The 23,241-nt window shown below is 68.1% G+C and carries 20 protein-coding genes; 9 read left to right on the forward strand and 11 right to left on the reverse strand.

The window, feature by feature from the left end; translation table 11 throughout:
- Positions 1–30: 30 nt before the first annotated feature.
- Both dgoD and EGH21_RS14315 read right to left on the reverse strand, forming a co-directional pair.
- Entirely contained in the window at positions 31–1,221 is a 1,191-nt protein-coding gene (dgoD, locus tag EGH21_RS14310) for a galactonate dehydratase (protein WP_220619166.1), read from the reverse strand.
- Positions 1,222–2,038: 817 nt separating this feature from the next.
- Complete coding sequence (locus EGH21_RS14315; protein WP_220619167.1) at positions 2,039–4,033, reverse strand: beta-galactosidase; 1,995 nt, start codon at positions 4,031–4,033, stop codon at positions 2,039–2,041.
- Between the two features lie 190 nt (positions 4,034–4,223).
- Between EGH21_RS14315 and EGH21_RS14320 the strand changes: the two genes are divergently transcribed.
- Positions 4,224–5,726 (forward strand): sulfatase, encoded by a 1,503-nt coding sequence (locus EGH21_RS14320; RefSeq protein WP_220619168.1) that lies wholly within the window; start codon positions 4,224–4,226, stop codon positions 5,724–5,726.
- Between the two features lies 1 nt (position 5,727).
- A complete protein-coding gene (locus EGH21_RS14325) occupies positions 5,728–6,753 on the forward strand; it encodes a lysylphosphatidylglycerol synthase transmembrane domain-containing protein (RefSeq protein WP_220619169.1) in 1,026 nt (341 codons plus the stop codon).
- Between the two features lie 133 nt (positions 6,754–6,886).
- On the opposite strand, the gene EGH21_RS14330 is transcribed toward EGH21_RS14325, so the two are convergent.
- Positions 6,887–8,002: a GNAT family N-acetyltransferase gene (locus tag EGH21_RS14330; protein WP_220619170.1), complete on the reverse strand. Its 1,116-nt coding sequence runs from the start codon at positions 8,000–8,002 to the stop codon at positions 6,887–6,889.
- Positions 7,992–8,216, reverse strand: coding sequence for a hypothetical protein (locus tag EGH21_RS14335; protein WP_220619171.1), 225 nt, complete (start codon positions 8,214–8,216; stop codon positions 7,992–7,994). The genes EGH21_RS14330 and EGH21_RS14335 overlap by 11 nt, the downstream gene beginning before the upstream one ends.
- A 125-nt stretch (positions 8,217–8,341) precedes the next feature.
- Between EGH21_RS14335 and EGH21_RS14340 the strand changes: the two genes are divergently transcribed.
- Positions 8,342–9,208 (forward strand): beta-keto acid cleavage family enzyme, encoded by an 867-nt coding sequence (locus EGH21_RS14340; RefSeq protein WP_220619172.1) that lies wholly within the window; start codon positions 8,342–8,344, stop codon positions 9,206–9,208.
- A 65-nt stretch (positions 9,209–9,273) separates the two neighbouring features.
- On the opposite strand, the gene EGH21_RS14345 is transcribed toward EGH21_RS14340, so the two are convergent.
- Positions 9,274–10,170, reverse strand: coding sequence for a ketopantoate reductase family protein (locus EGH21_RS14345; protein ID WP_220619173.1), 897 nt, complete (start codon positions 10,168–10,170; stop codon positions 9,274–9,276).
- Positions 10,171–10,251: 81 nt separating this feature from the next.
- Between EGH21_RS14345 and EGH21_RS14350 the strand changes: the two genes are divergently transcribed.
- Positions 10,252–10,815, forward strand: coding sequence for a hypothetical protein (locus EGH21_RS14350; protein ID WP_220619174.1), 564 nt, complete (start codon positions 10,252–10,254; stop codon positions 10,813–10,815).
- 30 nt (positions 10,816–10,845) lie between these two features.
- Here the strand turns inward: EGH21_RS14350 and EGH21_RS14355 are convergent, their stop codons facing one another.
- Genes EGH21_RS14355 through EGH21_RS14365 form a run of 3 tightly spaced genes read right to left on the reverse strand, consistent with a single transcriptional unit; the run spans position 10,846 to position 13,671 of the window.
- Positions 10,846–11,148, reverse strand: coding sequence for a DUF7130 family rubredoxin-like protein (locus EGH21_RS14355; RefSeq protein WP_220619175.1), 303 nt, complete (start codon positions 11,146–11,148; stop codon positions 10,846–10,848).
- A 34-nt stretch (positions 11,149–11,182) separates the two neighbouring features.
- On the reverse strand, positions 11,183–12,388 hold the full coding sequence (gene metX, locus EGH21_RS14360) for a homoserine O-acetyltransferase MetX (RefSeq protein WP_220619176.1): 1,206 nt from the start codon (positions 12,386–12,388) through the stop codon (positions 11,183–11,185).
- Positions 12,385–13,671: an O-acetylhomoserine aminocarboxypropyltransferase/cysteine synthase family protein gene (locus EGH21_RS14365; RefSeq protein WP_220619177.1), complete on the reverse strand. Its 1,287-nt coding sequence runs from the start codon at positions 13,669–13,671 to the stop codon at positions 12,385–12,387. The genes metX and EGH21_RS14365 overlap by 4 nt, the downstream gene beginning before the upstream one ends.
- Positions 13,672–13,813: 142 nt before the next feature.
- Here EGH21_RS14365 and EGH21_RS14370 point away from each other — a divergent pair, with 142 nt between their 5' ends.
- The 3 genes from EGH21_RS14370 to EGH21_RS14380 all read left to right on the forward strand — a co-directional run bounded on the left by EGH21_RS14370 (position 13,814) and on the right by EGH21_RS14380 (position 16,104).
- A complete protein-coding gene (locus EGH21_RS14370; protein WP_220619178.1) occupies positions 13,814–14,086 on the forward strand; it encodes a DUF7967 family protein in 273 nt (90 codons plus the stop codon).
- A gap of 72 nt (positions 14,087–14,158) precedes the next feature.
- The gene (locus EGH21_RS14375; RefSeq protein WP_220619179.1) at positions 14,159–15,082 is read left to right on the forward strand and encodes an ABC transporter ATP-binding protein; all 924 of its coding nucleotides are present in this window, start codon (positions 14,159–14,161) and stop codon (positions 15,080–15,082) included.
- Positions 15,079–16,104: an ABC transporter permease gene (locus EGH21_RS14380; protein WP_220619180.1), complete on the forward strand. Its 1,026-nt coding sequence runs from the start codon at positions 15,079–15,081 to the stop codon at positions 16,102–16,104. Before EGH21_RS14375 ends, EGH21_RS14380 begins: the two co-directional genes overlap by 4 nt.
- 223 nt (positions 16,105–16,327) lie before the next feature.
- Here the strand turns inward: EGH21_RS14380 and ligA are convergent, their stop codons facing one another.
- From ligA to EGH21_RS14395, 3 genes are all read right to left on the reverse strand, one after another.
- Positions 16,328–18,427 carry an NAD-dependent DNA ligase LigA gene (gene ligA, locus EGH21_RS14385; protein ID WP_220619181.1) on the reverse strand — a complete coding sequence of 700 codons (2,100 nt, stop codon included), beginning with the start codon at positions 18,425–18,427 and terminating at the stop codon, positions 16,328–16,330.
- 56 nt (positions 18,428–18,483) lie between these two features.
- Positions 18,484–19,596 (reverse strand): pyridoxal-phosphate-dependent aminotransferase family protein, encoded by a 1,113-nt coding sequence (locus EGH21_RS14390; RefSeq protein WP_220619182.1) that lies wholly within the window; start codon positions 19,594–19,596, stop codon positions 18,484–18,486.
- Positions 19,597–19,662: 66 nt separating this feature from the next.
- The gene (locus EGH21_RS14395) at positions 19,663–20,181 is read right to left on the reverse strand and encodes a hypothetical protein (protein ID WP_220619183.1); all 519 of its coding nucleotides are present in this window, start codon (positions 20,179–20,181) and stop codon (positions 19,663–19,665) included.
- A gap of 79 nt (positions 20,182–20,260) precedes the next feature.
- Here EGH21_RS14395 and EGH21_RS14400 point away from each other — a divergent pair, with 79 nt between their 5' ends.
- Together EGH21_RS14400 and EGH21_RS14405 are read left to right on the forward strand one after the other, a co-directional pair.
- The gene (locus tag EGH21_RS14400) at positions 20,261–20,881 is read left to right on the forward strand and encodes a hypothetical protein (protein ID WP_220619184.1); all 621 of its coding nucleotides are present in this window, start codon (positions 20,261–20,263) and stop codon (positions 20,879–20,881) included.
- Between the two features lie 33 nt (positions 20,882–20,914).
- A complete protein-coding gene (locus EGH21_RS14405) occupies positions 20,915–22,651 on the forward strand; it encodes an excinuclease ABC subunit C (RefSeq protein WP_220619185.1) in 1,737 nt (578 codons plus the stop codon).
- The last annotated feature ends 590 nt before the right edge of the window (positions 22,652–23,241 follow it).

A 23,241-nucleotide genomic window follows, 5' to 3' on the forward strand; every position in this document is an offset into this window, starting at 1 on the left:
GGAAGGGACGCCACGGCGTCGGTCAGGTCGCTACCACTCGGCGACGCTGCCGTCGTCGTGTCGCCACACGGGGTTGTGCCAGTCGACCTCCTTCTCGGCCTGTTCGCGAACGTACGACTCGTTGATGTCGACGCCGAGGCCGGGGTCGTCCGGGACGCTGACGTAGCCGTCCTCGTAGTCGAACACCGAGGGGTCGGCCAGATAGTCCAGTACGTCCGTCGTCTCGTTGTAGTGGATGTTCAGGCTCTGTTCTTGGATGAGCGCGTTCGGCGAGCAGGCGTCGACCTGCACGCAGGACGCCAGCGCGAGGGGGCCCAGCGGGCAGTGTGGTGCCATCGCGACGTCGTAGGCCTCGGCCATCGACGCTATCTTCTTGACCTCGGTGATGCCGCCGGCGTGGGAGAGGTCCGGTTGAATCAGGTCGACGGCGCCGTCCTCGAACACCTCCTTGTAGTCCCATCGGGAGAACATCCGCTCGCCCGTCGCGATGGGGATGGTCGTGTGGGCGGCGATGTCCGGCAGCGCCTCGTTGTGTTCGGGCAGGACCGGTTCCTCGACGAACATCGGTTCGTGCGGTTCCAGCGCCTTCGCCAGTCGCTTCGCCATCGGCTTGGTGACCCGGCCGTGGAAGTCGACGCCGATGTCCACCTCGTCGCCGACGGCCTCGCGCACCTCCGCCAACCGGGTGACCGCTGCCTCGACGGTGGCGGGGTCGTCGATGCGTTCTATCTCCGGCGTCGCGTTCATCTTCAGGGCCGTGAAGCCGGCGTCGACCTGTTCGCGGGCCTGTTCGGCCACGTCCGAGGGCCGGTCGCCGCCGATCCACTGGTAGACACGGATGCGGTCGCGGGCGGCGCCACCGAGCAACTGGTGGACCGACGCCCCGAGTTGCTTGCCCTTGATGTCCCAGAGCGCCTGGTCGATGCCCGCGATGGCGCTCATGAGGACCGGGCCGCCGCGGTAGAACCCGCCGCGGTACATCGTCTGCCAGTGGTCCTCGATGTTCTCGGGGTTCTCCCCGAGCAGGTAGGTGTCCACGAGCTCCTCGACGGCCGCTTCGACGGTGTGCGAGCGGCCCTCGACGACGGGTTCCCCCCAGCCGACGGTGCCGTCGGCCGTCTCGAGACGGAGGAAGAGCCACCGGGGCGGGACCTCGAACAGTTCGTAGTCGACGATTCGGTTCGCGTCGCCGCCGTCCGTCCGTACGGTGGTGTCGGTCATCGGTGAAGGAACTGGAACGTCGCGGTAGTCGTCACCGAGTCGTCCCGCTGTCGCCGGGTTACTGACTGTCCGGAACCACACGAAGCGAGTGATGGTGTCGGTGTCATCGTCCGTCGGTTCGTGGATGCCGTATTTAATCGTTGTGTCGACACGAGCGTCCGCAGAGCGGCGTGCCGTTCACGGTATGCGAACGCGAGGATGGTTCACACGGAACCGGTGCGCCACGGCACCTCGGTCGCCGTCGAGACGGCCGCCCCTCGAACCTCGCGTTCACGATGTGGAAACGGATGGCGGACGTGAACGTGACACGGACTCGTCTGTCGATACCTCGTCGAGACGCGGGACAGGGGAGAAAACGACCGCACCGGGCGTGAGGGCATAGACGACGAGCCTCCGAGCGAGTACTAACAGAGGTACCCGTGTTATCGCGCTCCCGCGGGGAACAGGAGCACCAGCGTTCACGAAGTGTGAACGGCTCCGAGGGAACGTGACGTACCGGTTTGGCGAGGGAGTCGATGGGACAGACCGACGACCGAGTGGCGCGAGTAGTCTGATTTCTTACTATCACAGCTATATTTTATAATGATACGACATACCGGACACGGATAATCGAGTTTTTCGACGTTTTCCCACTCACTGCATCGACTTTGCTCTCGATTTATCGTGAGTAGAGAGAGACCAGTGTCGTCCTCGAATCGACAGCCCTCTATCGTCATACTCGAGGCTTACGATACTTCTAAACCGAATTTTCTCTCATAATTTCCCGAGACGTGGTGGAACAGTCAGATTTCTTTGTATTGTGCTGAGTTCTATTTCGCTAGTACTGTTCGAGCCCGACCGCATCGAGGGGCGACTCGACCACGGCCACGTCGTACGCGCCGACGGTGTCGTCGCCGACGACGAACGCGGCGTCGGCCGGCACGGCGAGCGACCGTGGCTCGCTCGTGAAGTTGGTGACCCACGTGTAGCCGTCCCGCTCCGCGGCACGCACGCCGTCGGGGAACGGGGCCGTGTGGGCGACGCCCGCGGCCGCTAGCAGGTCCTCGACGAGGGCGTCCGCGAGGCCCGCGCCGGGCCAACACCCGACGGTCGTGACGGTGCCGTCGCCGGCGCCATCGTGGACGACGGCGGGTTCGTCGGCCGCTTCGCCACTCCGGTACCGGCCCCGCGTCTCGGCGGTCGTCGGGTCGAGCCACCCGGCCCACGTCCGGAACTCGTAGGCCCCACCCCGGTAGTCGACGGCGGTGTCGAACTGCTCGGGGAGGCTCTCGTGGCGAGCGACGCGCGCCCCCGCGAGGTCCGCCAGCGGCCCGGGCGCCAGCGTCTCGTGGAGTTGGTTGTACGGGTCCTTCTCGCCGGTGCGCGCACCGAGCAAGAGGTGGCCACCGTTCTCGACGAACGCGGTGAGGTGGTCGGCGAGGCCCTCGCCCGCGAGGTACAGCGTCGGCGCGACGGCGGCCGCGTAGCCGTCGAGGCCGGTCGACGGGGGCACGACGTCCACCTGCACGCCGCGGGCCCGGAGCGCGTCGTAGTACGCCCGGAGGTGCGACCAGTAGTGCCAGTCCGGGGAGTGCGGTTGCGTCTCGGTGGCCCAGAGGCTCTCGTAGTCGTGGAGGAGGGCGACGGGCGCGTCGACGGGCGCGAGGTCGAACAGTTCGGGCGCGGTGGCGGCGGCGTCGTGGTACCCCCGGTCCGGGCTCCCGTCCTGCTTGCGGAGGCCGGCGTGGTACTGTTCCTGCCCCTCGCGACAGCGGCGCCAGCGGAAGTACAGCACCGCGTCCGCGCCGTGAGCGACGGCGTGGTGAGCCCACAGTCGCATCGCCCCCTCGCCGGGTTGGGGCACGTGGGGCGGCCAGTTCACGTCGCCGGGTTGCTGTTCCAGTACCCAGAACGGCGCTCGCTTGGCCCCGCGGTAGACGTCGTGGTTCATCCCGATTTCGTCGGGGTCGCCGGCCCGCAGTTCGTCGGTGGTGGGTGCGCCGGGCCGGCGGTCCTGTACGAACCCCGTGGGGTAGGAGTCCCACCCGAGGAAGTCGAGGTCGTCGGCCAGCGAGTAGGCGTCGAGCGTCGGGAAGTCGCCCATGAAGTTGTGCGTGACGAACCAGTCGTCGTTGGCCTCGCGAATCAGGTCGGCGTGCAGGCGGTTGTACTCGACGACGCTGTCGTTGGCGAATCTGTAGTAGTCCAGCAGGCGCGAGGGGTGGTGTTCGGCCGGCGTCGGGCCCGGCGGGTCGACCGACTCGAAGTCGGGGTACTGCTGGCTCCAGAAGGTGTTGCCCCACGCCTCGTTCAGCGTCTCGACGTCGCCATACGTCGATTCGAGCCACTCGCGGAACGCCGCCGCGCAGTCCTCGCAGTAACACCGCACGGTACGGTGACAGCCGTACTCGTTGTCGGCCTGCCACCCGACGACGTGCGGGTCGTCCGCGTAGCGCGCCGTCATCTCGCGGACGATGCGTTCGGTCTCCTCGCGGTAGGTCGGCGAGTTGAAACAGGTGAACCGGCGGCTCCCCCACTCGCGGGGGGTCCCGTCAGCGTCGGCCTGCCGAATGTCTGGGTGTTCGTCGACCAGCCACTTCGGCGGCGTCGCCGTCGGCGTACACAGCACGGCGTCCATGCCGTGGTCGCCGACCAACTCGACGGCCTCGTCCAGCCACGCGAAGTCGAACTCGCCGCGTTCGGGTTCGACGCGCGCCCACGAGAACTCGGCCATGCGGACGTACTCCAGTCCCGCCTCGGCCATCTGTTCGACGTCGGTCGCCCAGCGCTCGCTGGGCCAGTGTTCGGGGAAGTAGCAGACTCCGAGTGACATACTCGCTCGGGCGCGGCGGCGTGGCATACGTCTTGCCCCCGAGGACGGCGAGGCCCGACGCCGTCGGCGCGTCCCGGAATCCGCGCAGAACCGGACGTAGAGTGCCTGATAGAGGATTTCTAGTCGGCGAACCGGCACACTGTCGGCAGAAATCACACCGTTTTAACGTCGTCGCGGAGATGGTCCCAGTATGACCGACACGGACGGGTCGAACGTGCTTTTCGTCGTACTGGACACGGTCCGGAAGGACCGACTGTCCGTCTACGACCCCGACATGGAGACGACGCCACGGCTGGCCGAGTTCGCCGAGGAGGCCGCCGTCTTCGAACAGGCCGTCGCGCCGGCCCCGTGGACGCTCCCCGTCCACGCCTCGCTGTTCACCGGGAAGTACCCCAGCGAACACGAGGCCACGCAGGAGAACCCCTACCTCGAGGGGTCGACCACGCTCGCGGAGTCGCTGTCGGCGGCGGGCTACGACACCGCCTGTTACTCCTCGAACGCGTGGATCACGAGTTACACGAACCTCACCGCCGGGTTCGACGACCACGACAACTTCTTCCAGATAATGCCCAGCGAACTCCTCTCGGGCCCGCTGGCGACCCTCTGGAAGACGATGAACGACAACGACACCCTGCGCGGGGTGGCCGACCGACTCGTGCAGGTCGGCAACAAGATTCACGAACACCTCGCGGAAGGTGGCGGCGGCGACACCAAGACGCCACAGGTCATCGACAAGACCATCGACTTCGTCGACGAGAGCGACGAATTCTTCGCGTTCATCAACCTGATGGACGCCCACCTCCCCTACCACCCGCCCGAGGAGTACGCCGAGGAGTTCGCGCCCGGCGTCGACTCGACGGAGGTGTGTCAGAACTCGAAAGAGTACAACTGCGGCGCCCGGGACATCGACGACGAGGAGTGGGCCGACATCAAGGGCCTCTACGACGCTGAACTGGCCCACATGGACGACCAACTGGACCGCCTGTTCTCGCACCTGAAAGAGACCGGGCAGTGGGAAGAGACGACTGTCGTCGTCTGTGCCGACCACGGCGAACTGTTCGGCGAACACGGCCTCTACGGCCACGAGTTCGGCATCTACGACCCGCTGGTGAACGTCCCCCTGATGGTCAAACACCCCGACGTCGAACCGGGTCGGGACGAGGAGACGGTGGTCGAACTGGTCGACCTCTACCACACGGTGCTGGACGCGGCCGGTGCCGAGGGCCGCGGCGAGCGACTGGAGGCGGCCCGCTCGCTCCTCTCGGCGGACTACCGCGAGTTCGCGGGCGAGATCGGCGGTATCCCGCGCGGCGACGTCGGGTTCGTCGAGTACCACCAGCCAGTCGTCGAACTGCGCCAGCTAGAGGGGAAGGCACAGGCGGCGGGCATCGAACTGGACGAGCAGTCCCGGTTCTACTCCCGGATGGGCGCGGCCCGCACCGCCGGCGAGAAGTACATCCACTGTACGCGCATCCCCGACGAGGCCTACGACGTGGCCGAGGACCCCGGCGAGACGGAGAACCTCGTCGGCACCGACGACGAACCCGACCACCTCGAAGACGCGCTGTGGGAGTTCGTCGACTCCGTCGACGCCGACTGGCCCGACGAGGCCGACGGCGCCGACGGCGAGGTCCTAGACGAAATGGACGACGACACCAAAGACCGCCTGCAGGACCTCGGATACATCGACTGACGTGACCTCGGACAGCGCCGCCCTCGACTTCGCCGACCGGCGAACTGTCGCCCAGATAGTGCTGGGCTTTGCCGTCGCGGGGCTGGTCGTCTACCTCCTCGTCGACTTCGTCGGGACGGCCGACGTCGTCGCTGGACTCCTCCGGGCCGACCCCGGGTGGATGGCGCTAGCTTGCGTCTCGACGGCGCTGTGTCTCACCGCGTGGGGGAAGGCGTGGCAGATAGTGCTGGGCGTCGCCGGCATCGACGAGTCGTTCTCGCGGCTCGTCGTCACCTACTACGCCGCGACGTTCGCCAACTACGTCACGCCGCTGGGACAGGCCGGCGGCGAACCGTTCATCGCCTACGTCCTCTCGCGGGACACCGAGGCGAGCTATCAGGACAGCCTCGCGAGCGTCGTGACGGCGGACCTGCTGAACCTGTTCCCGTTCGTCACGTTCGCCGGCGTCGGCTTCGCGGCCCTGCTGTACGGGAGTTCGCTCCCGGAGGCCATCGAACCGCTCGCGGGCGGCCTCGTCGTCCTCTCGGTGGGCGTCCCCGTCGTCGCCGCCGTCGGCTGGCGGTTCCGGAAGCGACTCGGGAAGGCGCTGCTCGACGCCGTCGCGCCGCTGGCCAGCAGGACGCCTCGCGTCTCCCTCGTCGGCCTGCGAGAGCGACTGCGCGAGACCGAACAGGCATTCCAGCGCATCGCTCGCGACCGCCGCGCCCTCGTGCAGGCGCTGTTGTTCTCGTACGTCGGGTGGGTGTTCTTCGCGCTGCCGCTGTACTTCTCGGCGCAGGCCATCGGCGCCGACCTGACGCTCCTGCTCGTGTTCTTCGTCGTCCCGGCGTCGACGCTGGCCGGACTGGTCCCCTCGCCGGGCGGGTCCGGCGCCGTCGAGACGGCGCTGGTGGTCCTGCTCGTCGCGCTGACGAGCGTCGGCCAGACGGACGCGACGGTCGTCGCCATCCTCTATCGGGTCGCCAGTTACGTCTTCGCGCTCGTGCTGGGCGGGGCGGCGGCACTGTACGTGCTCAAGCGGAACTAGCGGCGGGCCGGTCACGAGACACCACCGGCACCGGAGAACCTCACCAACTAATCCACGCAGGCGGGACTAAGAGGGGATTCTCTGGCAGTTCGTGGGTGGTCTGGTCGTCGTGTGTGGTTCGGGTCGTTCGTTCCTAGGCCGTGTTGTGCTCGACGAACGTCGGCCGCCAGTTCGCCAGCTTGCGGATGTCCCGGCCCGCGACGCGCCAGTCGCCGTCCGGCGGGACGGGCGAGACTATCATCGTCGTCGGGGTCGCCAGCGGTCGGAGCGGGAGGCGCTGGTCGCTGTGGAAGCCGAAGGCCGCGAGCAGGTCCCGTGGCATCGAGTCGCCCCGCACCGCGACCACCGTCGAGTCGGCGTGGTCGGCCAGCACCCGGTCCAGCAAGGCCGGGAGTGCCCGGTCCCGTTCGGCGTCGCCGACCAGCGGAACCACGTCGGCGACGTTGGTGACCGTCTGCCCGTCCGACTCTTGCGTTCCGGTGACGACCCCGGCGACTGGCTCACCCCCGAGGCGGGCGGTGTAGGCCGTGTACTCCCAGGTCGGGTTTCCGAAGCGGTAGTCGAAGAACTGCTCGTCGCGGTAGGCGTGAATCTCGCTGGGGGGTCGTCGCCGGTAGAGGCGGGCCAGCGTCGCCGCCGGTATCTCGGTGTGTCGAGCGACGCTCACCTCGTCGGGGACGTCGACGCGCCGGCCGCGCGCCCCGAGGTACGTTCGGGCGGCCAGACGGCCGGCAGTCGCGGCGACGCGATTCGCCACACGGGCGTAGGCCGCCGGGTCCTGCACGCGGTAGTAGGTGGTGTGTTCGCCGGCTATCTCACAGCCCTGTTTGGCCAGGCCCGCCGTCGTCATCGGGTTGGGCACGTTGAACGTGAACTCGACGCCGGCGTCGGCGTAGTCCTCGAACAGGCGCTCGCTCGTCCGACTGAACAGGCCCTGTCGGCGGTGGTCCTCGTGGACCATCGTGTCACAGGACTGGATGGCGGTGTGGTACGTGTCCCCCGCCCGCATCTGGAAGGCGAGGTTCGGTCGCGCCCCGACTATCTCGCCGTCGCGTTCGGCGACGACGATGGGCGCCTCCGGGAGGTACGGGTTGTCCGCGAACTTCCAGTCGAACCACTCGGCGGAGAACCCCGAAAAGACGCGGTCGTGCAGCGTCAGGAACCCCTCGCGGTCGGCGGGCCGGTACCAGCGAATCGTGTAGTCGTCGGTCGACCGGCTCCGTTCGACGGTCGTCGTCTCAGTCGGCATCGGTGAGGTCGAGGCCGGGGACCAACTGGTCGCTGTCGAGGTGGTACCGCTGGTACACCGCACAGTGTGTCTCGTGGTCGAAGTCCGCGCGGTCGTTGCACAGGTCGGCCGCCATCGGGGACACGAACGCCTCCTGTATCTCACAGTAGGGCCGCTCGTGGTCGAACGAGTGCTCCCCGTCGGCGTCGCGGTAGTCGAGATGTGGGCAGACCATCGACGTGAACGACAGGTTCGGTGTGTTTGGTTATGGACGCCATTCTTCCGCTAGCAGTTTGTTACCCGCCGTCTTCGTCAGATAGCTGTGTCGTAACGAAGTACCGAACGGTGTGAGACTCACGAGTGTCATACGACGACTACCACCGGCAGAAGAAGGTCATCGTCACCGTCGCCACCACGGGGGCGGTCCACGGCAAGGACGCGAACCCGAACCTGCCCGAACAGCCAGAGGAAATCGCACAACAGGTGGCGGCCTGCGAGGACCTCGGTGCGTCTATCGCCCACGTCCACGGCCGGAACGAACACGGCGAGAACGACGCGACGCGCTTGCAGGAGGTCAACGACGCGATTCGCGACCACTGCGACGACATCATCGTCCAGAACACCACCGGCGGGCAGAGTCCCTACGAGCGCCGGGTCGCGGGCATCCGGACCGACCCGCCGCCGGAGATGGCCTCCCTCGATTTGGGCCCGTTCAAACGGGACAAGCACATCATCACGAACCACACCCGCAACAACATCGAGCGCCTCGCCGTCGAGATGCAGTCGAAGGGCATCAAACCTGAACTGGAGGTGTTCAACTCCGGCCAGCTCGCCGAGGTCAAACGCCTCGTCGACGAGGGACTGGTCGAGGAGCCCCCGTACGTCAACCTCATCTTCGGCGGGTCGTTCACGCCCGCGAACCCGCGGACCCTGCTCACGATGGTCGACAACGTCCCCGACGGCGCGGAGTTCAACGTCCTCGCCATCGGGCCACACCAACTCCCGCTGACGACGATGGCGGTCCTGCTGGGAGGGCACGTCCGCGTCGGGATGGAGGACAACCTCTACTACCGCCGCGGCGAGAAAGCACAGAGTAACCAGCAACTCGTCCGCCGGACCGTCGAGATTATCGAGCGACTCGACCGTGAGGTGGCGACGCCCGCCGAGGCCCGCGAGATGCTCGGCATCACCCGGCAACAGGTCGAACAGCCTGCCGACGGGGACTGAGCCGCGCCGGTAGCGGGCCGCGCCGACCGAGTAACAGGTGGCTACCGACCTCTCGCCGTCGTCTCTCACCGCTCGCGTTCGGACCCCGTTCGCGTCTCCCACAGCGTCACCAACCGCGTCAGGGTCTCGTTGACCGGCACCGGCGTCGTCGCGGCGTCGACGACGTAGCCGTTGATAGCGGCGATCTCCGTCCGCCGACCCACCTCGACGTCCTGCAACATCGACGAGCGGTTGGCGGCGGTGTCGCGGATCACGCGCTCGGCCAGCGAGACTGCCCGGTCGTCCGAGAGGTCGACGCCCCGTTCGCGGGCGACGCGGGCCGTCTCGCGGGCGGCGTCGGCGGCCAGCGTCCGACCGGGGCCGTCGGCCAGCGCGCCGTTCTCGACGCGGGCCAGCGCCGTCGTCGCGTTGATGGCCGCGTTGACGGCCAGTTTCTCCCAGAGACGCGTCGGCATGTCCGTCGCCACCGTCGTCTCGACGCCGGCTGCCTCGAACGCCGTGCCTACGTCCTCGGCCGCCGCCGAGGGGCCGCCCTCGCGGGCCCCCAGCACCACCTCGCCGCGCCCGGTGAAGTCGACCCGACCCGGGTCCACGAGGTTCGCGCCGTAGGTGCAGGTGCCCGCGAGCACCGGACAGTCCAGTTCGGCCGCCAGCGTTCCCTCGTTCCCCATCCCGTTCTGGACCGAGAGGCACGCCTCCAGCGAGCAGTCTGCGAGCGCCGCCGCGGCGTCGGCGGTGTCGTAGCTCTTGACCGTCACCAGCGCGAGGTCGGCGCCCGCCGGCGGGTCGGTGTCGGCCGCCGGGTCGACGTGGAAGGACTCGGTGCCGACCACGTCCAGTCCCGCCCGCCGGACGGTCCCGACGTGTGGCTCCCGACCGACCAGCGTCACGTCGTGTTCGCGGGCGAGCAACCCGCCGAGGAGGCTGCCGAGACTGCCCGCACCGACGACGACGATGTCCATACGCCACCGGAGGGCAGGGTCGTACAAAAGCGTTCCAGCGCGGACCGCCAGCCACAACACCACGCGCCGCGACTAGCGGGTATGGACGAGACGAACCCCGAGTCGGACGCCGACCGGATGGCCGAGGCCATCGAAGCCGTCGGCGTCGACCGCCTCACTGACGCCATCGTCGACGCGTGGGAGCGGGCCGGACTCGACACCGGCGCGCCGACGTGGCCCGACGACGAGCCACGGTTCCGGGTGCGCCAGCCCGCGGAGGCCACGGACGCCCGCGTCGACGTCCTCGCGGGGGTCTTGGACGCCACCCCACGCGACGCCGAGACGACGTTCCTCTACCTCGACGTGGGCCGGCGCGCGGACGTCACCGGCCGCCCGCGCTTCGAACTGGAGACGCTCTCGGGCCACCCGGACGTCACCGTCGCCGACGACCACACCGCCGGCACCGTCCCGTTCTCGGCCGAGACGTTCGAGGCCGTCGCCACGCTGGCCGACGAGGTGGCCTATCTCGTCGTCCGGGACGCAGACGGCGATGCCCTGGTCGAGTGGCGCGAGGAGACGGTCCGCTTTAGCGTCCCCGAGGACGCGCTGACGGCGGTGACGACGGGACTCGACGCGGGCACGGCCGACCGCGTCGAACGGGACTGAACCGCGAGAAATCGGGGTTCGGGGCGCCGCTCAGTCCTCCTGCCAGTAGTAAATATCCTCTTTCGGCGCGCCACAGGACGGGCACTCCTCGGGAAGTTTCTCTATCTGCCCCATCTCGCCACACTCCCAGCAGCGCCACATCAGTTCCGCCTCGCCGGCCTTGCCGGTCGAGACGTGTTCGCTGGAGAGCGCCTCGATGCCCTCGTCGACGGTCACGTAGAAGCCGTGCTCGTCGAACCCCCGTATGGTCCCGATTTCGTTGCCAGCGTCGTCGTACACCGTCTGACCGAACGCGACCTTGTTGCTCTCGGAGCCCGTGGACATGTCGCTCATACAGACTAGTAGTCGCGTCGAAGTGTGTTAAAGACTAGCGTGAGAAGAGGCTGTTGTGGACCGGCGCGAAGTCCGACGGTTCCTCGGCGCTCTCCTGCGTGTCGGAGATAGCGTTCCCGTCGAGCCCTTCGTCGAGGAAGTCGGCCAGCGGCGGGCCGACGCTGTCGGGTTCGACGAGGAAGGCGTCGTGGCCGTAGTCGGAGTCGACGACGTGGTGGGCGACGCCGGTGTCGGTCTCTCGCAGGGCGTCGGCGAGTGCCTCCGACTGCTGGGTCGTGAAGTGCCAGTCGCCGGTGAACGACATCACCAGCGCCGTGCCGTCGAAGGCCGCCAGCGCGTCGGCGTCGCCCTCGAACCCCGAGGAGAGGTCGTAGTTGTCCATCGCCCGCGTCAGGTAGAGGTAGCTGTTGGCGTCGAAGCGCTCGACGAACTTCGAGGCGTTGTAGTCCAGATACGACTCCACGTCGCGGTACGGGAAGAAGCGCCCGGCGGGGTCCGTGGGGAACGCGCGTTCGGCCTCTCGCGTGGCCGCGCGGCGGCCGAACCGCCGCTCCATGCTCGACTTCGAGAAGTACATCACGTGGCCGAGTTGTCGAGCGAGCGCCAGTCCCTCGTCGGGGTGTTCGCCGTCGCCGTAGTAGTCGCCGCCGTTCCAGTGCTCGTCGGTCGTGATGGCTCGGCGAGCGATGCCGTCGAGCGCGAGACACTGCGGGTCGAGGCGAGGGGCGGCGGCGATGGGGACTATCTTCTCGACGTGGTCGGGGTGGCGTTTCGCCCACTCGAGGACGTTCATGCCGCCGACGCTGCCGCCGACGACCGCGTAGAGCGCCGGGATGCCCAGTTCGTCCAGCAGGCGTCGCTGGGCCTCGGTCCAGTCGGCGACCGTGACGGGGGGGAAGTCCGGACCGTAGGGCTCGCCCGTCTCGGGGTTCTCGCTGGAGGGGCCGCTGGACCCGTAACACGACCCGGGGACGTTCACACAGACGACGAAGTACTCTTTGGTGTCGATGGCCTTCCCCGGCCCGACGATGTCGTCCCACCACGCGTACGCCTGGTCGCCCTCCTCGAACCGGCCCCGCGAGGCGACGTGTGCGCTCCCTGTCAGGGCGTGACAGACCAGCACCGCGTTGTCGCCCTCGAACTCGCCGTACGTCTCGTAGGCCAGTTCGAGGTCGGCGATGGTCTCACCGCACTGGAACTCGAACTCGCCGAGCGAGACGGTCTGTGACTCGACGCTCATGTGGCACGCTCGATGGCGTCGTCGATGTCGGCCACGACGTCGGCCGGGTCCTCGATACCGACGCTCATCCGGACGAGGTCCGGGCTGACGCCGCTCGCGCGCTGTTCGTCCTCGGAGAGTTGGGCGTGGGTGGTCGAGGCGGGGTGGATGACCAGCGTCTTCGCGTCCCCGATGTTCGCGAGGAACTGCGCCAACTCGGTCTCCTCGCAGAACCGTCGGCCGGCGTCGTACCCGCCTTCGAGACCGAACGTGACGACGCCGCCGAACCCGCCCTCTAAGTACGTCTCGGCGAGGTGGTGGGTCTCGTGGCTCTCCAGTCCGGGGTAGGTGACCCACGACACATCGGGATGGTCCTGTAGGTGTTCGGCGACGGTGAGCGCGTTCGAGCAGTGTCGCTCCATCCGGAGCGAGAGGGTCTCGCTGCCCTGCATGGTCGCCCACGCGTCGAACGGTTTCTGGCCGTCGCCGAGCGCGCGCAACCCGCGCTGGCGGGCGGCCATCGAGAACGCACGGTCGCCGAACCGCTCGGCGAAGTTCGCGTCGAACGCCGGGTTCTGGCCGCCCATCTCCGGGTACTTCTCGGGGTACTCGCCCCACGGGAACGACCCGCCGTCGGCGAGGACGCCGCCGATAGTCGTGCCGGACCCGTGAATCCACTTCGTCGTCGACTCCCAGACGATGTCGACCCCGTGGTCCAGCGGTCGACAGAGCGCCGGCGTCCCGAACGTGTTGTCGACGAACAGGGGGACGCCGTGGTCGTGGGCCACCTCGGCGATGGCTTCCAGCGGCGGTACGACCAGCGAGGGGTTCCCGATGGTCTCACAGTGGACGTAGGCGGTGTCGTCGTCGATGGCGTCGGCGTAGGCGTCGGGGTCTAAGGTGTCGACGAAGCGGGTGTCGATACCCCGTCGGCTGGCGGTGTTCGCGAGGTAGGAGTGCGTACCGCCGTAGATAGAGGAGGCCGAGACGACGTTGTCGCCGGCCGACGCCAGCACCGTCGTCGCGGCGTCGAGCGCGGCCATCCCGGACCCGGTGGCGACGGCGTCGACGGCGTTCTCCAGCGACGCCAGTCGGTTTTCGAGCATCCGTACCGTCGGGTTGTCGAACCGCGAGTAGACGTTGCCGTCGTCCTCCAGGGCGTAGCGGTCGGCGGCCGTCTCCGCGTCCTCGAAGACGTACGAGGAGGTCTGATAGATGGGCGGAGCACGCGCCCCGGTCGCCGGGTCGGGGTCCTCCTGTCCGGCGTGGACGCATCTCGTCCCGAATCCGTAGCGGTCGGTCATGTGCAGTATGCATATATCTCTACGCATCTATAACCACGAGTTACGGCAAAACTCTCCCCGTGTGGTACGGTAGCGCCTCTGGACGCGGCGGCGAGGACCGTCCTCGGAGGATACAAACCGCTGGCACCGGAAGGGGGAGTCGATGACCGACGACGACACGGTTCGGTGCTGGCTGGTCGAACGCTCCAGTTACGGCGACGAGCGGATGGTGACGCTCGTCTACGCCACGCCCGAGGGCGACCGCCACGTGACCAAACAGTTCTCGACGAACCTCCTGATGAAAAAGCGCGTGACCGCCGCCATCGACGTCGAACCCGCTCGATTGGAACCGGTCGACGAGACGGAGACCCGCGAACGGTACGCCACCGAGGCAGAGCGGATGGCAGGCTCCCACAGCCCCGACGAAGAGGTCTGACGGCGTCTCGGCGCGCTACCGACCGGTCTATAACACGAAAGACTATACCGGAGGCCGGCACAAGCGGCGCGTATGACCGCCATCGAACTGGACGGCGTCCGCAAGGAGTTCGGGGACGTCGTCGCCCTGAACGGAGTGGACCTCACGGTCGAGGAGGGTGAGGTATTCGGCTTTCTCGGCCCGAACGGTGCCGGGAAGTCGACCACCATCAACATCCTGCTCGACTTCGTCCGCCCGACGGCGGGGTCCGCGACGGTCCTCGGTCACGACGTCAACGAGGAGTCGAAGGCCATCCGCGAACGAATCGGCGTCCTCCCCGAAGGCTACGACGTCTACGAGCGCCTGACCGGGCGCGAACACGTCGAGTTCGTCGTCGAGTCGAAGGACGCCGACGACGACCCGATGGAACTGCTCGAACGGGTCGGCGTCGCCGACGCCGCCGACCGGCGGGCCGGCGGCTACTCGAAGGGGATGAAACAGCGACTGGTGCTGGCGATGGCGCTCGTCGACGAACCGGACCTCCTCATCCTCGACGAACCGACGACGGGGCTGGACCCCAACGGCGCGCGCAAGATGCGTGACCTCGTGCGCGAGGAGAGCGAACGCGGCGCCACCGTCTTCTTCTCCTCGCACATCCTCGGGCAGGTCGAAGCCGTCTGTGACACCGTCGGCATCCTCCAGGACGGCGAACTCGTCGCCAAAGACAGCGTCGAGGGCCTCCGGGCGGCCGCACAGGGCGACATGAAACTCGTCGTCACCGTCGGCGACACGGACGGCCTCGACGCCGCCATCGAGGACGTGCGCGCCCTCCCCGAAGTGTCCAGCGTGCGAGCGGACACCGACCGCGTCACCGTCAACTGTGACGGCGACGCGAAGATGACCGTCCTCAACACGTTCGAGGAGTCCGGCGTCGCCGTCGAGGACTTCGAGACCCAGGAGGCGTCGCTGGAGGACCTCTTCAGCGCCTACACCGAGCAACAGGAGGTGGAGGTATGAGCACCGCCAGCGAGGGCGGCCTCGCCGGGCTGGACCGTCTGCTCAGGAACACCTTCGAGTGGTACACCGTCTCGAAGAAGGAGTTCAAGGACGCCATCCGGTCGAAGGGGCTGTGGCTGCTGGGGCTCATCTTCACGACGGCGTTCATCGCCCCCGTCGCGCTGGCGCTGTACTTCGACATCGGCGTGAGCCAGCAGGGGCAGGGACTGGGGATGCAACTCCTGCTCTCGCAGGTGTACCTGAACATGGTGACGTTGCTGTTGCCTATCGTCGCCATCTTCCTCGGCTTCGCCGCCATCTCGAAAGAGCGCACGTCGGGGTCGCTGAAGCTACTGCTGTCTCTCCCGCACTCCCGGAAGGACGTCATTATCGGGAAGGTGCTGGGCCGGTGTGCCGTGCTGGGCGTGCCGCTGGTCGCCTCGCTGGCCATCACTGCCGTCTTCCTGACGGCGTCGCGACTCACGTTCAAACCCGAACTGTTCGGCCTGTTCTCGTTCTTCACGGTGGTGTTCGCGCTGGTGTTCGTCGCCATCGTCGTCTCCATCTCCGGGGCCTTCGAGAAGAGCCTCTGGTCGGGCGCCGCGAACTTCATCGTCTACTTCTACTTCACGTTCCTCTGGAACGCCGGCGCCAACGGCGTCGGGAACATCCTCTCGAACGAACTGGGCGTGACCGGCGCCATCCGCTGGCACGTCGTCTTGCTGTTGAAACTCGTCAACCCGAATCAGGCCTACAAGACCCTCGTCAACTCGATGCTCGGGTCCGGCGAGGCCCCCGCGCTGTCGGCCCGCTACGGGATGTTCAGTCAGGGACAAGAGGCGAGTCGCACCATCTGTGCCGACGTCCTCAACGGCGCCCCACAGGCCCAGGAAGGGGTCTTCGGCACCATCGTGACCTGCGCGCCCGGGTCGGGGTCCCTGCCGTTCTACTACTCCGACCCCGCCGTCGTCGTGTTCATGCTCACGTGGATCGGCATCGCCGCGAGCATCAGTTACTACACGTTCAACCTCGCGGACCTGTAATCGGGTTCGTCGCTTCGGCGTTTTCGATAGCGGCTCGGGACCGCGACGAACCGCCAGAAAGCCCCCGGCCGCTGGCGGTCGCTGCCCGACATATCCTCGTTCGCTTCGCTCGCTCGGATAGAGGTCGCGCAGGCGACTGCCCGTCGGCGCCAGCGGACGGCCCCTTTCAGTCCCACCCTGTGGACGGTTCATTAGCCAGAACTCCGGTCACCGGAGACTGTCGTCACTCGATTTCGACGCCGTACTCTGCGAGTTTCGACGCGAACCCCCCGCGGCCGTCGAGTTGCTCGACGTCGTTTGCCTCGGCGTCTTCGCGCTTTCGCTGGCCGGCGTTCTCGCCGACGACGAGGAAGTCCGTGTTGCCCGAGACGCTACTCGTCGCCGACCCGCCGTGGCGCTCCACGACGTCCTGTGCGTCCCCGCGCGTGAGGCCGTCGAGTGACCCCGTGAACACGAAGGTCAGGCCCTCCAGCGCGTCGCCGCCGGTCGCCTCGGCGGCCTGCGGGTCGACGTGGTCGAGCAGTCGGTCCAGCACCGCGCGGTTCCCCTCGCTCTCGAAGAACTCGACGACGCTCTCGGCGACCTCCGGGCCGACGTCGGGGACGGCCTCGAACGCCTCGCGGTCCTCGGCTTCGCCGGCGTCGAGAATCGCCGCGAACGTCCCGAACTCCGCTGCGAGGTTTCGTGCCGTGACGTCGCCGACGTGGGGAATCCCGAGGGCGACGACGAAGTCCGCGAGCGGTGGTTCGCGGGCCGCGTCGAGTTCGTCGACGAGGTTCCGTGCGCTGGTCTCTCCCCAGCCCTCTAAGTCGGCCAGTTCGTCGACCGAGAGGTCGTAGAGGTCCGCGGCGTCGGAGACGAGGCCAGCCTCCAGCAGTTGCTCGACGGCCTTCTCGCCGAGGCCCTCGATATCGAGGGCGTCCCTGCTGGCGTAGTGTTCGATGGAGCGTTCGCGCTGGGCGGGACAGGACAGTCCGCCGGTGCAGAACGCCATCGGGCCGTCGCGCTCGACGGCGCTGTCACACACAGGACAGGTGTCTGGGAACTCGAAGTGGCCCTCACTCCCCTTCTCGACCACTTCGACCACGTCGGGAATCACGTCGCCCGCGCGCTTGATGCGCACGCGGTCGCCCACGTCGACGCCCAACTCCGCGATGAGCGAGGGGTTGTGGAGCGACGCGCGCGTGACGGTGACGCCGCCGACTTCGACGGGGTCCATCAGCGCGACGGGGGTCAGGCGTCCGGTCCGACCGACCTGCACGACGACGTCTCTGACGGTGGTCTCCTCCTTTCGCGCGGGGAACTTGTAGGCGAAGGCCCACCGGGGCGCGCGACTGGTCGTCCCCAGCAGGTCACAGGCCTCGGTGTCGTCGACCTTCAGGACGACGCCGTCTATCTCGTAGTCCAAGTCGTCGCGGGCGTCGAGTTGGGCGTCGCGATAGTCGATGGCGGCCTCGACGTCGTCGATCACGTCGGTCCGGTCACACACCCGTAGGCCCCACTCGGGGAACCGCTCGTGAAGCGAACTGTGGCTCTCGAACTCGGTCGAGGAATCGAGGACCCCGAAGAAGAAGACGGCGAGCGGGCGCTTCGCGGTGACACCGGGGTCGAGTTGCCGGAGGGTGCCCGCGGCGGCGTTGCGGGGGTTGGCGAAGGGGTCCTGTCCGTCTTCGACGCGTTCGCGGTTGTACTGCGTGAACGCCTCGCGGGGCATGTACACCTCGCCGCGCACGGCCAGAAAGTCGGGATAGTCCCCGCGGAGTTGCTGGGGGACGCTGGCGATGGTCCGGACGTTCTCGGTGACGTCCTCGCCAACCTCGCCGTCGCCGCGGGTGGCCGCCCGCTGGAACTCGCCGTCCTCGTAGACGACTTCCACCGAGAGGCCGTCGAACTTCGGCTCACAGAAGTACTCGACAGCGCCGTCGTAGTCGGCGTCGGCCAGCCGTCGCCGCACTCGCTCGTCGAAGGCCCGTGCGTCCTCGGCCTCGCCGCCCTGGTCGATGGACTGCATCGGCGCGACGTGTTCCACCTCGCCGAGTTCGTCCAGCGGTTCGCCGCCCACCCGTTGCGTGGGGCTCCCCGCGGTGTCGAGGCCGAACGTCGACTCGAGGGTCTGGAGCCGCGAGAAGAGGGCGTCGTAGGTCCGGTCGCCGACGAGCGGGTCGTTCTCGACGTAGTACCGGTGGTCGTGGTAGCGGATGGCCTCGCGCAACCGGGCGGCCTGTTCGCGGGCCTCGCTCTCGCTGAGTTCCTCGACGGGGTCGAACTCCATCGGCGGGTCGGAGACGTAGGGGTTCTCCCCGAGTTCCTCGGCACTGGCCATGGATGGGGGTTGGTTCCCGCCCGTGGCTCAAAACGGCTCCGCTCCGGCGCGCCCGCCTACAGGTCCGCGACGTCTTCGATGGCGTCGGTGAGTTCCTCGATGCTCTCGACGGTGTGTTCGCCCATGTGGCCGATGCGGAACGTCTTCTCGCCGAGTTGCGACCCGTAGCCGTTCGAGAAGACCATGTCGTACTCCTCGGAGACGGCCTCGATGGTCGCGGCGACGTCGATATCCTGCGTGTTCTCGATACAAGAAACCGTCTGGGAGCGATACCCCTCCTCGGCGTAGAGGTCGAAGTGCTCGCGGGCCCAGTCGTGGACGTACTCGGTCATCTCCGCGTGGCGCTGGTCACGACCCTCGTGGGTCTCTTCGAGCATGTACTTCATCTGCTTGCGGTAGGCCAGCATGACGGGAATCGCGGGCGTGGAGTGAGTCTGCCCTTTCCGGTCGTAGTAGTCCAGACAGCGCTGGAAGCCGCCGTACCACGACGCCGACTCCGTGTCTACTTCGCGGTCGTAGGCGTCGTCGCTGACGACACAGACCGCGAGGCCGGGCGGCATGGCGAAGGCCTTCTGGGTCGAGGCGAAGATGACGTCGATATTGTGCTCGTCGATATCGACGTAGTCGCCGCCGAGCGCGGAGACGGCGTCGACGACGAAGTAGGTGTCCGGGTACTCCGCGACGACGTCGCCGATCTCCTCGATGGGGTTGCGGACGCCGGTCGAGGACTCGTTCATCACGGTCGCGACGACGTCGTAGTGCTTGTCGCTCTGCTCTAGGGTCTCGCGAATGTCCTCGGGTTTGATGGCCTGTCCCCACTCGTACTCGAGGCGGTCGACGTCCTTGCCGAGTCGTTCGGCGACGTTCGCGTGGCGCTCGCTGAAGCTCCCGCAGGTCGGGACGAGGATGTTCTCGTCGACGAGGTTGAGCGTCGAAGCCTCCCAGAACTCGGTCCCGGAGGCCGTGAGGATGATGACCTCGTTGTCGGTGCCGAGGAACTCCTTGGTGTCCTCGACGATGGTCGTGTAGAGGTCGGTCATCCGGTCCATACGGTGGCCGAACATCGGTTGGGCCATCTCCTGGACGACGTCCTCGCGGACTTCGGTCGGGCCGGGAATGTACAGCGTCTTGTCGGGATAGTCGTCTGTGTACTCGCTTTTCTTGGTCACGGCTGGCACCTGATAGGTGGAGTCTCGTCGTCGGCAGTCATGGTAGTTTTGATACCGGTGTGAGCGTCACCGGCTCAACCGACGAACGGCGAACAGAACCAGCCCCGCGTACAGTATCGGACCGAACAGGTCGGTGACGGCGACGACAGTGAACCCGGACAGGAGGGCCGCTGCGACCCAGAGCACCAGCGGCGCCACGGCCAGTGCGGTGCCGCCGTCTCGAATGGCGTCCGCGGCGGAGGGCTGGCGGGTCGCATAGAGGCCGACGCCGGCGACGGCCGCCAGATAGAGGAACGTCACGCCCGACGGCGAGACCATCGGGAGGGTCACGAACGCGACGACGGCCAGCACGACGCCGACGACTCTCGGGCCGTCCTCGTGGCTCTCGAACGTCCGGCCGATAGCTCTGGCGTCCCCGGATTCGAGCGCCGAGCGGAGGCCGGTCGGCTCGTCGAGGCCGTGGCCGACGACGCGGCCCCCGTCGGCCTCGACCGGTTCGGCGAAGTCCTGCCCGCAGTGCATACACCACGTCGCCGTCGCACTCACCTTGCCGTCGCAGTGCGGACAGCGGGGGTCGCTCACCATACCTGTCTGTCGGGGCGCTGACGAAATAGCCGTTTGGGATGGGAGAGCATTGAAATCGCTCGGTCGGCATACACGGTGTATGGACTGGGTCGAACGGGCCGGTGACCTCCTCTACGACGGGGAGTCGATACGGGAGCACGTCCGGGTGGGCGACGGTGGCGTGGTCGTGACGAGCCACCGGCTGCTGGCGTTCACGCCGGACCGCGACGGGCCGAACTTCCGGCAGGTCGACCGGCCGAACGTCGAGGGCGTCGACAGACGGAGCGCCGGGAATGCCGACTTCCTGGAACAGGGGGTGAAGGCGCTCGTCGCCGGCGTCGTACTCGTCGTGGCCGGGCAGATGGTCAGCCTCGACGGCCTCGTGGCGGGCGTCTCGCTGGACGGCGTCGGGAGCGCCGGCGCGATGGGGCTGGGCGGGATGCTCGGACTCTTACAGGGGCTTCTCCGACTGCTGGCGCAACTGGACGACATCATGACGCTGTTCGGCGGACTGGCGCTGGCGCTCGCCGCCGTCGTCCTCGGCGTCTACCTCTGGAGCCGCGAGGCGGTGCTCGTCGTCTCGGTGGCCGGCGGCGACGACGTCGAACTGTCGGCACCCGAGGACGACACCGTGCTGGAGCGGATTCGGGCCGCCGTTCGCCCCGACGGGCCGTCGTCCGCCGCCAGCGAGCCCCCGGTCACGGACGACCCGCTGGCGTGACGTTCAACTCCGCCGAGCGCTAACCCCGAGGCGATGGATCCAGACGGCGTGCGTACGCGGGCGGCCGACCTCCCCCGAGAGCCCGGCGTCTACCAGTTCGAAGACGACGAGGGCCGGGTGCTGTACGTCGGGAAGGCCGTCGACCTGCGGGACCGGGTGCGCTCCTACGCCGACCCGCGGAGCCGCCGCATCGCGAAGATGGTCGACCGGGCGGCCGTCGTCGACTTCGCGGTCACGGACACGGAGACGCAGGCGCTCCTGCTGGAGGCCAATCTGATAAAGCGCCACCGGCCGCCGTACAACGTCCGGCTGAAAGACGACAAGTCCTACCCGCTGGTCCAACTCACCGACCACGCCGTCCCGCGCATCGAGGTGACCCGCGACCCCGACGACGGCGCCATCGTCTACGGCCCGTTCACGGACAAGGGGCGCGTCGAGACGGTGGTGAAGGCCCTGCGGGAGACGTACGGCCTGCGGGGGTGTTCCGACCACAAGTACAGCACCCGCGACCGGCCCTGTCTGGACTACGAGATGGGCATCTGTACCGCCCCGTGCACCGGCGAGATTAGCGAGGCCGACTACGCCGCCGACGTCGAGAGCGTCGAGCGGTTCTTCGAGGGCGAGGTGGGGGTGCTCGCCGACCCCCTGCGCCGGGAGATGGCGGCCGCCGCCGAGGCACAGGAGTTCGAGCGTGCGGCGAACCTGCGGGACAGACTCGGTGCCGTCGAGGCCCTCCACGGCGAGGGCGACGCGGCGGTCAGCGACGCCGGCGGGGCCGCCGCGACGGACGTACTCGGCGCCGTCGTCGAGGGCGACCGGGCCGTCGTCGCCCGCCTCCACGCCGAGGGCGGGAAACTGGTCGAACGGGAGCGCCACACCCTCGACGCCCCGGACGGCGAGGGACCCGCGGGCGTCTATCGGGCGTTCATCACCCAGTACTACGCCGAGCGGGACCTGCCCGGTACCATCCTCTGTGCCGAGGACCCCGCCGACGCCGAGATAGCGCGCTGGCTCGACCGCGAGGGCGTCGAGTTGCGAGTGCCCGGCGCCGGCCGCGAGGCGACGCTTGTCGACCTCGCGCTGAAGAACGCCCAACAGCGCGGCGGTGCCGACGACGCGGTCGGGGCGCTGGCCGACGTGCTGGGTATCGACCGCCCCCGCCGCATCGAGGGGTTCGACGTGAGCCACGCGCAGGGCAAGAGCGTCGTCGGGTCGAACGTCACCGTCGTCGACGGGGGCGCCGAGAAGTCGGACTACCGCCGGAAGAAGCTCACCGAGCGCAACGACGACTACGCGAACATGCGCGAACTGATTCGCTGGCGGGCCGAGCGCGCCGTCTCGGGCCGCGACGACCGCCCAGACCCGGACCTGTTGCTCGTCGACGGCGGCGACGGACAGCTGGGCGCGGCCCGCGACGCTCTCGCCGAGACTGGGTGGGACGTCCCCGCCATCGCGCTGGCGAAAGACGAGGAACTGGTTATCACACCGGAGCGCGTGTACGACTGGGCCGACGACGCCCCGCACCTGCACCTCCTCCAGCGCGTCCGCGACGAGGCCCACCGCTTCGCGGTGCAGTACCACCAGACGCTCCGGGACGAGGTGTCGACGGCGCTGGACGACCTGCCCGGCGTCGGGCCGGAGACGCGCAAGCGACTGCTCCGGCGGTTCGGGAGCGTCGAGAACGTCCGCGAGGCCTCGACGGACGAACTGACGAGCGTCGACGGCGTCGGCGCGGCGACGGCGGAGACGATTCGCAGTCGGTTGGGTTGATTCTGTATCGCGGTGAGAGATTTATCGCGTGCTGTGGGCGGGGCTGCGTGAACCGGCGCCGTAACGGGATTCTCGTCCGAAACCGGTCGAATCGGTGACTACTTCGCCGACGCGGCGACCCTGTCGATAGTCGAAGGAGCGACGAGACGCCCGTCACCCCGGCCGGCGTGAGGCAGTCGTAGTCCGGCGGGCGGTTCTCGACGGCACGGTGCCGACCGGTGCGAGGCCGACGCGGCGGTCGACGGGCGCCGAGTCGGACCCGCCAGTACTGGCGCGTCGGTCGAGTGTCGGGAGCACCCACGATCGGTCTCGTGGACGGCGAACCGGCGGAGCGACGCTGTCGACCCGACACGGGAGTGGCCCATCGGCGAGTCGGTGGGTCGGTCTGCCCTGCGAAGACGGCGTGCGACCCGCCGGGAGAACGACACGCCGGCGCCGTCGCCGATACGGCTAGCGCGCCGCCCGTCGGACGTAGCGCGCACGAACGCGAGCGTCGGTGGCGCGTCGCGCGGACGACGTCAACGGGACAGGGGCCTCGCGACCGCCGCCGCGGCGGTTTCGCCCCGGTCCGGCGGGTGAGTCCACTGGGC

The organism is Haloarcula rubra, assembly GCF_019599465.1.
In the GTDB taxonomy this organism is placed as follows: domain Archaea; phylum Halobacteriota; class Halobacteria; order Halobacteriales; family Haloarculaceae; genus Haloarcula; species Haloarcula rubra.